Consider the following 12037-nt stretch of genomic DNA (forward strand, 5'->3'; position numbering starts at 1 on the left):
ACGTGCCTCCAAATATCATTGGTCTTGTTAACCATATATGCCGTGGCAAAGTAAACAGATTTAGGACGAGATAAAGCGAATGATACGGATCATAAGCTGCTGGCGCGAACCACAATCTTTACGGATTATTGGAAGCGTCCGCATCTTGTGATTCATCTGCCCCGGTCGAAGATCCGCCGGGATCGGCCCGAGCGAGCAAGGCCGCAGCGCTAATGCCGACATCTTTGATTGTGCGATCTGCTGTGCCCAAGGGAGCCACTACGGCACCATCAATGGTCACGGTCAGCGCATCAGGGCGGCCGGTTAAAATCTGCGGACCCTGCGCGTCTGCGGGAACGGTATATTGTTCCCCCGCTGCCATTTCTTTTTCAAATAACCGTTCGCCTTCTTGATCATAGACTTTCAACCAAACCGTTGCGGTTGCAGTCAAGATGACCGTGCCAGTGGATGACGGGCTTGGGCCGACCGGTTCTACGCCGGCTTCGCTGGTTTCTTCTCCGGTTCCGGTTTCGGCTAAAATGCTCTCTGAGTCATCGGCTGCAAAATCAGTTGGTTCCAGAAACAGCGTCCGCCAAACGAGAAAGCCGACAAGTAAGATTGCGGCGATAGCAGCGGCGGTAAAAGCCAAATATTTCGGCGGAATATTGCTGGGGTTGGCTGGCGAATAGCCGCTTGTTTCGGGTTCATAGGCCGTGTGACCCCGGTCATCCATTTCCTCGCGCAGCTGGCTGCCGATAGTGACTTCGCTCAGTCCCACTGTCCGGGCGTAGGATTTGGCAAATCCAATTGCGTAGGTGCGGCCAGGCAAGGCGGCAAAATCTCCGGACTCGATCGATTCCAAATGGCGCTGGGGAATGCGAGTTGTCTTCGCAATATCTTCAATATTCAGGTTTTTCTGCTCGCGGGCTTGGCGCAACAAGTCGCCCGCGCTGTGCAAGCTGAGTTCGGCATTTTCTTCGCCTGATTCTTCTGCGTCCTTTTCTTCGGCCATTTTACTCTCCTCTGGCCGGTCCGCGGTGCGACCCCGATTTTACAGATCGCATAGAAAAGCCATTAGACTGATGAAAAGTCAATGATTATTGATATTTCTGCTGTTGCATTATTCTTCGAATCATAGCCCCGGTGCAACCCTTGATACAAGATGTTACACCAAGATGGTCAGCCTAGGTCAACATCGTGATCCACTGCCCATTGTGTGAGAGCCGCTCGGGGATCAGATGGCGGGCCGGATAGCATGGCCGTGAGCTGCTCTTTGGCGGCATTCAGATCAAGAGACCGGATCATGGCCTTAATCGGGCCCACAGAAGCCGGCGTGATCGACAAGCCTCTAATGCCCAGTCCAAGAAGCGCTAGAGATTCCAGCGGGCGTCCGCCCATTTCTCCGCATACACTAAGTTCGATCCCGAGCGCGTCGGCTTGATTGGAAACGCGCCCTAAAAAGCGTAATATCGCTGGGCTGAGCCAGTCAAAGCGCTCCGCCAGCTTCGGGTTGCTGCGATCAGCGGCAAACAGAAACTGCGTAAGATCATTGGTTCCGATCGACAGAAAATCGAGCCGCGACGCCATTTGATCGAGACATTCGGCCAAGGCCGGTACTTCCAACATCGCGCCATAACGAATGGAAAGCGGCAGCTGCTTCTTGCGGGTTCGAAGAAAATCGAGTTGCTTTTCGAACACCGCTTTGGCCCGATCAAATTCCCAAGGTTCCGCAATCATGGGAAACATCACGTTGAGCTTGCGGCCCGCTGCCGCTTCGATCAAGGCGCGAGCTTGCACCTTCATCAACGCATCGCGTTCCAGTCCGATACGCAAAGCGCGCCAACCCATGGCGGGATTTTCTTCCTTGACCTCACTTGCCTGGAAATAAGGCAGGGGTTTGTCACCACCAATATCAACCGTACGGAAAATTACCGGCTTGTCTCCGGCGGCATCCAAAACATCACGATAAAAGCGCAATTGTCCTGCGCGGCCCGGCATAGTTGCGGCTACCAGAAATTGAAATTCTGTGCGGAACAAACCGATTCCATCAGCACCGGTGAGATTTAACATGGCCATGTCGTCACGCAAGCCCGCGTTGATGTTTAGCTTAATCCGTGTGCCATCTTTGGTGATCGGTTCTTCTTTGGTGAGCGCGGAATAGGCGGCTCGTTTTTTCTGTGTCAGCTCTATTTGCGCTTCAAATGCGTCTTCCATTGAGCTGCTTGGACGGACGAATAGGGCGTTGTCGTCAACGTTTAATAGCAGATGATCATTTTCGCGGACGATCTGACGAATATTTTTAACCTGACCGAGGATCGGGATATCCATGGCCCGAGCGATGATCGTGACATGAGCGGTCAGCGATCCCTCCTCGAGCACTACGCCTTTTAATCGGCGGCGATCATATTCAAGCAACTCTGCCGGCCCCAGATTGCGGGCGAGCAAAATCGTATCCTGCCTTAGCCCCATCGTGGCAGCGGTTCCCATTTGACCGGACACAATGCGAAGCAACCGATTGGCCAAGTCTTCCAGGTCATGCATTCTTTCCGCAAGCAAAGGATCGTCAATCTGCCGCATGCGCATACGGGTATGTTGCTGAACCCGTTCAATTGCAGCTTCTGCGGTCAGGCCACTATCAATGGCTTCATTGATCCGCCGGCTCCAACCTTCATCATAGGCGAACATTTTGTAGGTTTGGAGGACTTCTTCATGCTCTCCGCCTACGCCAAATTCTGCTTGATTGGTCATTTGATCAATTTGAGCACGCATTTTGTCAAAGGCGGAATATACCCGGTGTCTTTCTGCCTCAATATCTTCGGCAACCGTATGTTCAATTTTAACCCGTGGTTGATGGAAGACCGCAAATCCGCTGGCTTTGCCTTTGACCAATTGCAATCCGGTTAACCGATCCGCGCCGTTATTATAGGCTTGCGGTGCATCCACAGATTCTTCATCGATCAATTCGGCATTGGCGATAAGTTCTGACAAGACCATCGCCGCCGTCTGAAAGGACTCGATTTCTTCCTCGGAATATTTGCGCGGTTCAATATGTTGAGCGCATAAGACGCCAACTGATTGCTGGTTGCGAATGATCGGAACGCCGGCAAAGCTGTGAAACTTTTCCTCACCGGTTTCCGGACGATATTGAAAATCTGGATGGCTTGCCGCTTCATCGAGGTTCAGTGTTTCCACGTTTTTTGCAATATAGCCGGTCAACCCTTCTCCAAAAGCCAATTTGGTAACATGAACGGCTTGTTGGTTGAGGCCATGAGTTGCGTAAAGTTCCAAAACGCCTTCCCGGCGCAAATATACCGAGCAAACTTCACTGCTCACTGCATCGGCAATAGTTTCGACCACATGGTTTAATTTGGTTTGTGCATTGCCCGGCGATGCCATGATCGCTCGGAGTCCGGTCAAAATATTGCGAGCGGTTACAGGACTGGACGTAGTTTTGGAGGCCATAGTCCATGCCTAGCAGAAACCATGCACGGGCGCGATAAACAAAACAGGCCAGTCACCAGAAACTTTCCTGATGATAGCCGGTCATGACAATTTTCGAGACTTAGATCGGTTCCGGACCAAATTGAACGGCCAGTTTGCCTAAATTGGCACCAGTAAACAACCGATCAATGGATGCCGGAGCATTCTCAATACCTTGTACAATATCGGTTTCGAACTTGATCTTTCCTTCCATCAACCATCCTGCCATGGCTTGCGCACCTTCTGGAAAGCGGTCAAAATAATCGAGGATGATAAAGCCTCGCAGCGTGGTCCGGCGCATCAGAAAATTCGCAAAATTGGCGGGTCCCGGGGATCCATCCGTATCATTATAGGTGGAAATCAAGCCGCACAGGGGCATACGCGAAAAGTCGTTGAGCCGCGCGATTACCGCACCCATGATTTCGCCGCCAACGCTTTCAAAATTAATATCAATGCCATTGGGGCAGTGGGTGTCCAGAGCATCGCCGACATTTTCGGTCTTGTAATTTATCGCAGCGTCGAACCCGGCTTCTTCGGTGAGCCATTGGCATTTGTCATCAGAACCCGCAATGCCGACGACATGGCATCCGTGAATCTTGCCAATTTGACCAACCATTGATCCGACTGCACCAGCGGCAGCGGATACGACCAACGTATCGCCTTCCTTTGGTTTGCCAATATCCATCAATCCAAAATAAGCGGTCATCCCGGTTGCACCCAATGGTCCCATAAAGGCGGTGAGGGGAACGCCGGGGATGGCAGGCAAGATATTGGCCATTCCGCCAGGAATATCATTATACATGGCCCAAGTAGACAAGCCCGTATTGATCAGGCTGCCTACCGGCACGGAGTCAAAATTGCTTTCTTCTACGACGCCAATACCACCTCCGCGCATCGGATCATCAATTGGTACGGGCGGCAGATAACCGTCCATATCGCTCATCCAGATACGGTTGGTGGGATCGAGTGATAAGTAAATTGTCCGCACCCGAACCATGTCCGGACCCAAAGGGGCCATTTCTTCGGTCACAAGTTCCAAATCGCCATCGGCTATTTTTCCGACGGGGCGTTTGCGCAGGTACCAAATCTGGTTCGTGGTCATCAGACTATCCTCTCAGTTCAATTTCATCGAACCTTGGGCAATCCGCAGGGTAAGTCAATGATTGGAATAATTTAGTCGAATATGTTGGTGTCATTTAAACCATTTGCGGGTGTCAGGGGCGATGCTATTGATCGTCTCAATTTGAGTTTAAATGCGCAGGCGGCAGCTAAGCGTCCGTCAACAACTCATCTTTCAACCGCAACTTCTGTTTTTTCAGCTGATGGAGTCGAATCGTATCTGGAACCGGGCGGGCCTCTTCTTCATTGATCTGGCGATCGAGGGCTTCGTGTTTTCCGCGCAAGGCTGACAGATGATTCTGATCCATAATATTCTCCTGATTATTATATAGTTGCTGATTTGAAACTGGTTGCGGGTGTCCCTTTCGTTTCAATCGGGCGCTTGTGCTCAAGTCGCCATTGGCCATCATGTTATAATTGTCTTGGTTTCGACAAGAACCATGAATAAAGTGAAGATTACAAATTTGTTGCAGTCATGCAAGGGGCGAATGAATCCAATATGGCGATATCCGATCAAGAGTTGCGTCAGCGGCTCGAACTGTTGAAGATTGAACATCGCGATATGGATGAAGCGATTGCGGCCCTCGTTGCTGCTGGAGGGCATGATCAGCTCAGAGCGGCCCGTCTCAAAAAACGAAAATTGCATTTGCGCGACCGTATCATACAGCTGGAAAACCAACTGATTCCGGATATTATTGCTTGAGAATGGCGCTATGCGCCGGTGGCAAGACCATTAACTGATTTTGTCCATCAGTTAACTCCTTGATCTGCGACGTTTCACATTGAAACATGTACCGCATTAACCTTAGCGCGCGCAAAATTTAACTGTTCTTACACATGAAATATTTGCTACACATTGCTCATGGCAGAGACTGAAGCATTATTGACGCCCAAATTACTGGATGCGTTATACACCGAATCCATGGTGTTAGCGGATGAAGCGCGCTCCTATTTTGAGTCGGGTCGATTCAGTGAACAATCCGAGGGTGATGCTTCATTGTCGGTAGGATTTTCATGCGAATCTCTTAAAGTGACCACGCGTCTGATGCACTGCATTGCATGGTTGTTAAACCAGCGCGCGCTCCACAGTGATGAAATTACCGAGGGCGAAGCGTGGAATCACAGCCGAGAACTGGGCTATGCGGCAGCCAGCGATGGCCCCCTGGTGCAATTTTTCCCCGAAGAAGCGCGTCAGATTATCACCGCCAGTGAAGAGCTATTTGAACGCCTGCAGCGTTTGTCGGCCCGAATGGAACTGCAAGAAACAGAAGAACCGCCGGTCCATTTCATGTTCCGGCGGCTCGAAAGTTCTTTTTAGCGTCTCGTTTCTGCTAACCGGCTAGCGCTTTACCCGCTGGCTTGATCTTTCTCCAACGCCAATTGATCAAGCGTGGGATAATCCGTGTAACCTTCCGGTCCTTGGCTGTACCAAGTGGGCGTAAAGTCAATTGGGTTTAGCTCCGCGCCGGTGCGAAAACGTTCCGGGAGATCCGGGTTTGTCATGAACGTACGCCCAAAGCTGATCGCATCGGCATTATTTTGTGCCAAGGCCTCGGTGGCATTGTCATAAAAATAATCGCTATTGAGAACCAGCGGTTTGCTAAACACCGGTCGGATGTCAGGGCTAACCCGCGGTACGTCGGTATTGCCATATGTGCCGTGCGGTGGCGGCTCGCGCAGTTCCAAAAATGCAATGCCAATGCTGTCCAATATTTTTGCTGCGGCGGTGAATGTTTCCACTGGCGTTGCATCATCCGCACCTTGAGAATCGCCATTGGGCGACAAGCGAACCGAGACCCGGTCGCTGCCCCAAACATCGACCAGACGCTGGGTTACTTCGCCGAGCAACCGGATACGGTTTTCAATGGATCCGCCATATTCATCGGTTCGGAAATTGGTTCCAGACCGAATGAACTGATCGATTAAATAGCCATTGGCGCTGTGCAGCTGCACACCATCAAATCCCGCTTTTTTGGCATTTTCCGCTGCATTGGTATAATCATCCAACAGGCTTGGAATTTCGTCCAATTCCAGGGGCCGCGCTTCGACATAGTCGCGCTTGCCTTGATAGGTTCTTACGCTTCCCGGCGCAGTAGTTGCGGAAGAAGAAACCGGTTTTTCACCGCCCAAAAAATCGGGATGAACAATGCGTCCCATATGCCAAAGCTGGCAAATAATACGGCCGCCTGCGGCGTGCACTTGCTCAACAATCGGTTTCCACGCTTCGGTTTGTTCTTCATTCCAAATGCCTGGAGCAAAGGGTGTCCCCAAACCCTGCTGACTAATGCCAGTCGCTTCAGAGATGATCAGTCCGGCGCCTGCGCGCTGCGCATAATAATCGCCCATGAGCGGTGTGGGCACATGGTCCATAGTGGACCGGCACCGAGTTAGCGGCGCCATAAGCATCCGGTTCGGTGCGGCTATTGCGCCCAAAGTAATAGGATCAAATAATGTGCTCATATAAATGCTCTTTCGCGTTGTTTAACTGCTTGATGAATAGCTAGTCAGGCTCGCCTATCATTGCAATGCAATGGTTTGAAAATCTTTTCTTTCAGCCTATATCGATATTATTGACCGCTCGATGTGCAAGGATCGTATATTATGCCAGCAAAACCATCTGGGCCCTTAAGAGAAGACCCGACGCTTGACGAAGTGCGTGCTTATCTTGCACCGCAACTGGCATCTCAGGCGGCTTTTGATGGTTGGAACGAGCAAGCGGTTTTCGCGGCAGCCGAGCAAGCCAATATTGATCCGGAAATAGCCGGACTGGCGTTTAATGCCGGTCCGGTGGATATGATCGATGCCTGGTTTGATTCGATTGATGGCAAAATGGCGGAGACCTATTCCGATGATCAGCTCGCAAAGATGAAAATTCGCGAGCGGATTACCGCGCTGGTTGTTGCGCGCCTCGAAATTCTCGAAGCGGATCGCGAAGGGCTGCGGCGGGCGCTTGCGATACTGGCGATGCCGCCCAATATTCCATTGGCTGCCAAACTGGGTTGGCGGGCGGCAGATAAAATGTGGCGACGAGCGGGCGATACGGCAACCGACTATAATCACTACACCAAGCGGACCTTATTGTCGGCCGTTTATGGAAGCACAATCAGTGTGTTTCTCGATGATGACAGCGATGGCTATGCGCAAACCAAGGCCTTTCTTGATCGCAGAATCGAGAATGTCATGCAGTTTGAAAAGGTCAAAGCCAAAATCACACGCCCCAAGGGAGATCGTTTCAGCATGGCGCGGTTTATCGGACGCCTGCGCTATCGTGGTGCCTGATCAATATTCCGTTTGTTGCAATTGAGAATTCTGTGCCCGGATTTGTTTCTCACAACGCGGGTGGATGATTGGCGGCGCAGCACTAATTCTTCGATCACTGATCTTGTCGGTTAGCCTTTTTTAACCGGTTTCTCGATCGGCCGGGATTACATATTGGAGAGCCGTCGCGGTCGGTCTATAGAGCCTTCAGAGACTCGAAAAACATTACAAAATTCCAAGGGGAAATATAAATGGCTGGCGGCATCAACAAAGTAATTATCGTAGGAAATCTTGGTGCCGACCCAGAAGTGCGGACGTTTAATAATGGCGGAAAAGTGTGCAACTTGCGCATCGCAACTTCGGAAAGCTGGAAAGATCGCAACACCGGAGAGCGGAAAGAAAAAACCGAATGGCATAGTGTTGCCATTTTTTCCGAAGGGCTTGCAGGTGTCGCTGAAAAGTATCTCCGCAAAGGCAGCAAGGTCTATATCGAAGGCAAATTGCAAACCCGCAAATGGCAAGATCAATCCGGCAATGATCGCTATTCGACAGAGATTGTCTTGCAAGGCTTTGACGGCAAACTAGAAATGCTCGATTCCCGCCAAGGTGGCGGTATGGGCGGCCAAGGCGGCGGCAATGATGGATGGAGCGGCGGCGGATCGGGCGGCGGATCGGGCGGCGGCTCTAATGATGGTTGGGGCAATACCGGCGGCGGATCTTCTGGCGGCAGCCAAGGCGGCGGTGCTTTTGACAGCGACTTGGATGACGACGTCCCGTTTTAGTCAACGCTGGTCTTCTTTCGCGGTGACTGCCATTTGCCCGTAATCCAATGAATTGGCCAGCTGAGCACTGGTCGCGTGAAACGCGCCGATCTGTCGGCTAGATCACGTGCATTTTAACGCCTCGATCAAGTCGGGGGATTAACCCTTCCATGGCCGGCCGGTCGATTGCGATACAGCCTTCAGTAGGCCGCGCTTCATTCCAGATATGGAAGAAAATGGCGCTGCCTTTTCCAGGGATTACCGGCTCGTCATTGTGACCAAGGATGATGATAATATCGTAAAGCGGGTCATCGCGATTTAGGGATTCTGCCCCAAATTTGTGCGGCAAGCGAACGGGACGATTATAGCATGGATCTCGCGGCGTATCCGACCAACCGTCTTGGGCATTGATCCAGCGCCAGGGCAGCTTTGTGTGCGGACGCTGAACGACCCGGTCGCGATGATATAAAATCGTTCGGAGTGTCCACAGTCCGCGCGGTGTAAATCCATCCCCTTCGGTTTTTTGTTCCGCAGAACAGGCCCCGGATCTCCCCATGGCGCAGCGGATCGATTGATCTCTAAAATGAAGATGACGGGTTTTTGTGTCGACTGTTATCAGGCTCAAAGCTTGTGCCCGGTCCGATCCCGCTTGGTATCGAGATAAAATTCATTATACGGATTGGCCACGATTTGAACGGGAAGGCGCTCTTCCACATTGATATTGCAGGCCGCAAGCCCGTCGACTTTTTCAGGATTGTTGGTCAATAGTTTGATTGTCGGAACGTTGAGCAATTCCAACATGCGCGCGGCGATTGAAAAATCACGGGCATCAATAGCAAAGCCAAGGCGTTCATTGGCATCTACCGTATCAAAGCCCTGATCTTGCAACGCATAAGCCCGCAGCTTGTTGATCAAGCCAATGCCTCGGCCTTCCTGGCGCAAATAGAGTAATATTCCCCAATTGGCGCCGCTCATTTGATCCAATGCCGCGTGCAATTGCGGACCGCAATCGCATTTCAAACTGCCCAGCACATCGCCGGTCAAACATTCACTGTGCAAGCGAACAATCGGGGTTGATTGATCGCGTTCACCGACGACAAGCGCGATATGATCCGTGGAATCAGCATCGCTGCGAAAACCATAGATATGGGCTTTTGCATTGGCTGCGACCGGCAATTTTGCATGGGCGCTGATGACCAATGCGGTGGAGTCAGCATAGGCTTTGCCATCGTCCACGTGCAGCACATCTTCCGCGGGTTTATCGATGACCAGGAAAGCGGGAAGCAATCCTCCTTGCCGGGCTAATTCCATAGCTGTTTTTGCGGCTTCTGGATGGTCAAGCGGTTCGCTTTGAAAAGGCCCCTTCATTGGATATCGCATGTCGAGCACCGGATCGGCAATCGCAATGATTTCTGCGCTCGTCATCGGGCCTTCAAGACGGATTTGAACGGGCAGGGTAGGATCACCTGCTGCGCGCTGGTTCATCAATTTGAGGGTATCGGCGCGGCTCGATGAAATGAGCAATGTAATTGCCGACTGCGATGACAGATGCTGATCGAGATTGGTGGTTTCTACCGGAACAATATTCAACGTTCCTTCATTGCCTTCCACACCGATCGACCATCCACGTCTCAGCGCATCTATTGCTCTTGCGGCGCGGCGAGCGCTTTGGCTTTCAGAGGCGACAGGCGTAAGCATTCAAAATGTAAATTCCGTGATCAACGGGGCATGATCGGAAGGTTTGGTCCACCCCCGAGCATCTTCATGTACCAGATGACTGGTGGCTTTTTTCGCGAGTTCCGGACTCACCCAGACATGGTCAAGCCGGCGCCCCTTATCTGAGGCGCGCCAATCGCGTGCACGATAACTCCACCAGGTGTAAAGCCGCTCGGGATCAGGTATGAACTGACGGCCGATATCCACCCAATTATGAGCCGCCTGAAGCTTGGCCATGATATCAATTTCTATTTGCGTATGGCTCACGACATTGATGAGTTGTTTGTGGCTCCAAACATCGGCTTCAAGCGGAGCAACATTAAAATCTCCAAGCAAGATAGTTGGTGTGTCCAATGTTGCTGACCAATCGGTCATCCGCTGATAGAAATCGAGCTTTTGCCCAAATTTCGGATTTTCATCGCGATCCGGAATTTCGCCTCCAGCCGGAATATAAACATTCTCGATCCGGACACCATTTTCCAATCGCGCACCGACATGGCGGGCTTCGCCATTGGCCTGCCAGTCATACCGTTCTTCCTTGTGAAGAGGAACACGGCTGATCATAGCAACCCCGTGATGCATGGGCTGTCCGTTCAAGACCAAGTGGTTATAGCCAAGCTGACGAAATATACCTTCAGGAAACTGATCGTCTCGAACCTTTGTTTCTTGCAGGCACAAGACATCCGGTGCTTCTTCTCTTAAGAAACGTTCGACGATTTCAATGCGGGCTCGGACGCTGTTGATATTCCAGCTCACGACTTTCAGGGTATCACTCATGGCTCAACTCCTAGCCATGATATTTGGGAAACCCAAGTCAAAAGGCCAAAAAAAGCCATAGAAAATCATATATTTTTAGATAGTTTAGAAGCGAAAAACCCTCACCTCCGGGGGCATTTAGGAGGTGAGGGCTAACTCGCGTTCGTCACGCATAGAATGGTCAGAAGTTTGTATAATCAGGTAACAGGGGGAAAACCTGATCGCTTCATCTCATCCTGTTTCCGTTATAGAATTGTGTTTCTGTCGCTTAGATGAACAAAAGCGGTCGGCGCTTCCGCTGGTCGAAGGCGCGCCTCCATTCATCGCCTGCCGCGTCTTTTTCGTCTGGGATCCGTCCATTTAAACGCACCATTGGCCACCGGCACACCGAATTTCTGGTTGGTGAGCCGGATTGAGGTGCGATTATTCTTCGAATCGAGCGAGACCCATCCGTCCAAACGCAATCCGGCTGGCGCGCCAGCTATTTTGGTGAAAACCATTGTAATTACACCATATTCTGGGCGTTTTGGATCCCGGACTTCGATGCTTAAAACACGTGGATTGCGAGTCGGGATGATTTTGCCATATTTGGACAGATCCCGTTCGGGATTTAATAAGGCGCCCAACGGGCTGTTTTTGATCGGCCAGCGTTGCACTTGATTCACATCATAATCGATTAAAGTCAGTGCTTTACCATCGCCAACAATTAGCAAATTGGCTTCTTTACCATATTGAAAACGAATGCGACCGGGTTGCTTTAACGTCAGCTTGCCCGGCAATAATTGGCCGCTGCGGTCAGTTTGCGTAAAATTGGCCGTCATTGTCGTCATTGCACGCAAGTGGGCCGAAATAGCCCCAATATCATCAGCCGGGCTTTGTTGTGCGGTTGCAGGCACAGTTGCGGTGAGAAGCAAAGGTGATGCGATAAGGGCGAGACCATATCTCAACATATTGAAAACTCCTGAAAA

At 51.2% G+C, this 12037-nt stretch carries 13 protein-coding genes; 4 read left to right on the plus strand and 9 right to left on the minus strand.

Going from position 1 to position 12037, the window contains the following annotated elements; genetic code table 11:
- Window positions 1–118: 118 nt before the first annotated feature.
- The 4 genes from ABJU74_RS04385 to ABJU74_RS04400 form a co-directional block, all read right to left on the minus strand.
- Window positions 119–991: a RodZ domain-containing protein gene (locus ABJU74_RS04385; protein ID WP_348385047.1), complete on the minus strand. Its 873-nt coding sequence runs from the start codon at window positions 989–991 to the stop codon at window positions 119–121.
- Window positions 992–1158: 167 nt separating this feature from the next.
- Window positions 1159–3441, minus strand: coding sequence for a phosphoenolpyruvate--protein phosphotransferase (ptsP, locus tag ABJU74_RS04390; protein WP_348385048.1), 2283 nt, complete (start codon window positions 3439–3441; stop codon window positions 1159–1161).
- A gap of 100 nt (window positions 3442–3541) precedes the next feature.
- Window positions 3542–4561 (minus strand): NADP-dependent oxidoreductase, encoded by a 1020-nt coding sequence (locus tag ABJU74_RS04395; RefSeq protein WP_348385049.1) that lies wholly within the window; start codon window positions 4559–4561, stop codon window positions 3542–3544.
- Window positions 4562–4727: 166 nt separating this feature from the next.
- Window positions 4728–4886 carry a YdcH family protein gene (locus ABJU74_RS04400; protein ID WP_348385050.1) on the minus strand — a complete coding sequence of 53 codons (159 nt, stop codon included), beginning with the start codon at window positions 4884–4886 and terminating at the stop codon, window positions 4728–4730.
- Between the two features lie 197 nt (window positions 4887–5083).
- Here ABJU74_RS04400 and ABJU74_RS04405 point away from each other — a divergent pair, with 197 nt between their 5' ends.
- On the plus strand, window positions 5084–5281 hold the full coding sequence (locus tag ABJU74_RS04405) for a DUF465 domain-containing protein (protein ID WP_348385154.1): 198 nt from the start codon (window positions 5084–5086) through the stop codon (window positions 5279–5281).
- Window positions 5282–5440: 159 nt separating this feature from the next.
- Window positions 5441–5896 (plus strand): DUF1465 family protein, encoded by a 456-nt coding sequence (locus tag ABJU74_RS04410; protein WP_348385051.1) that lies wholly within the window; start codon window positions 5441–5443, stop codon window positions 5894–5896.
- Window positions 5897–5925: 29 nt separating this feature from the next.
- Here ABJU74_RS04410 and ABJU74_RS04415 read toward each other — a convergent pair whose 3' ends face one another.
- Window positions 5926–7038 (minus strand): alkene reductase, encoded by a 1113-nt coding sequence (locus tag ABJU74_RS04415; protein ID WP_348385052.1) that lies wholly within the window; start codon window positions 7036–7038, stop codon window positions 5926–5928.
- A 141-nt stretch (window positions 7039–7179) separates the two neighbouring features.
- On the opposite strand from ABJU74_RS04415, the gene ABJU74_RS04420 reads away from it, so the two are divergent.
- Window positions 7180–7857, plus strand: a complete 678-nt coding sequence (locus ABJU74_RS04420; RefSeq protein WP_348385053.1) for a COQ9 family protein — start codon at window positions 7180–7182, stop codon at window positions 7855–7857.
- A 230-nt stretch (window positions 7858–8087) separates the two neighbouring features.
- Window positions 8088–8618, plus strand: a complete 531-nt coding sequence (gene ssb, locus ABJU74_RS04425) for a single-stranded DNA-binding protein (protein WP_348385055.1) — start codon at window positions 8088–8090, stop codon at window positions 8616–8618.
- A gap of 97 nt (window positions 8619–8715) precedes the next feature.
- Here the strand turns inward: ssb and ABJU74_RS04430 are convergent, their stop codons facing one another.
- The 4 genes from ABJU74_RS04430 to ABJU74_RS04445 form a co-directional block, all read right to left on the minus strand.
- On the minus strand, window positions 8716–9222 hold the full coding sequence (locus tag ABJU74_RS04430; RefSeq protein WP_348385057.1) for a L,D-transpeptidase family protein: 507 nt from the start codon (window positions 9220–9222) through the stop codon (window positions 8716–8718).
- The gene (ribA, locus tag ABJU74_RS04435) at window positions 9219–10295 is read right to left on the minus strand and encodes a GTP cyclohydrolase II (protein WP_348385058.1); all 1077 of its coding nucleotides are present in this window, start codon (window positions 10293–10295) and stop codon (window positions 9219–9221) included. The genes ABJU74_RS04430 and ribA overlap by 4 nt, the downstream gene beginning before the upstream one ends.
- Window positions 10296–11090: an exodeoxyribonuclease III gene (xth, locus tag ABJU74_RS04440; RefSeq protein ID WP_348385059.1), complete on the minus strand. Its 795-nt coding sequence runs from the start codon at window positions 11088–11090 to the stop codon at window positions 10296–10298.
- A gap of 299 nt (window positions 11091–11389) precedes the next feature.
- On the minus strand, window positions 11390–12019 hold the full coding sequence (locus ABJU74_RS04445) for an outer membrane lipoprotein carrier protein LolA (RefSeq protein WP_348385061.1): 630 nt from the start codon (window positions 12017–12019) through the stop codon (window positions 11390–11392).
- Between the last annotated feature and the right edge of the window lie 18 nt (window positions 12020–12037).

It is taken from the genome of Parasphingorhabdus sp., assembly GCF_039982415.1.
Taxonomy (GTDB): Bacteria; Pseudomonadota; Alphaproteobacteria; order Sphingomonadales; family Sphingomonadaceae; genus Parasphingorhabdus.

What these genes read in the sequence shown, in the direction of transcription:
- ABJU74_RS04385 (WP_348385047.1), bottom strand. Translation starts at nt 991, where the DNA reads ATGGCCGAAGAAAAGGACGCAGAAGAATCAGGCGAAGAAAATGCCGAA.
- ABJU74_RS04410 (WP_348385051.1), top strand. Translation starts at nt 5,441, where the DNA reads ATGGCAGAGACTGAAGCATTATTGACGCCCAAATTACTGGATGCGTTA.
- ABJU74_RS04445 (WP_348385061.1), bottom strand. Translation starts at nt 12,019, where the DNA reads ATGTTGAGATATGGTCTCGCCCTTATCGCATCACCTTTGCTTCTCACC.
- ABJU74_RS04395 (WP_348385049.1), bottom strand. Translation starts at nt 4,561, where the DNA reads ATGACCACGAACCAGATTTGGTACCTGCGCAAACGCCCCGTCGGAAAA.
- ABJU74_RS04400 (WP_348385050.1), bottom strand. Translation starts at nt 4,886, where the DNA reads ATGGATCAGAATCATCTGTCAGCCTTGCGCGGAAAACACGAAGCCCTC.
- ssb (WP_348385055.1), top strand. Translation starts at nt 8,088, where the DNA reads ATGGCTGGCGGCATCAACAAAGTAATTATCGTAGGAAATCTTGGTGCC.
- ABJU74_RS04420 (WP_348385053.1), top strand. Translation starts at nt 7,180, where the DNA reads ATGCCAGCAAAACCATCTGGGCCCTTAAGAGAAGACCCGACGCTTGAC.
- ABJU74_RS04415 (WP_348385052.1), bottom strand. Translation starts at nt 7,038, where the DNA reads ATGAGCACATTATTTGATCCTATTACTTTGGGCGCAATAGCCGCACCG.
- xth (WP_348385059.1), bottom strand. Translation starts at nt 11,090, where the DNA reads ATGAGTGATACCCTGAAAGTCGTGAGCTGGAATATCAACAGCGTCCGA.
- ptsP (WP_348385048.1), bottom strand. Translation starts at nt 3,441, where the DNA reads ATGGCCTCCAAAACTACGTCCAGTCCTGTAACCGCTCGCAATATTTTG.
- ribA (WP_348385058.1), bottom strand. Translation starts at nt 10,295, where the DNA reads ATGCTTACGCCTGTCGCCTCTGAAAGCCAAAGCGCTCGCCGCGCCGCA.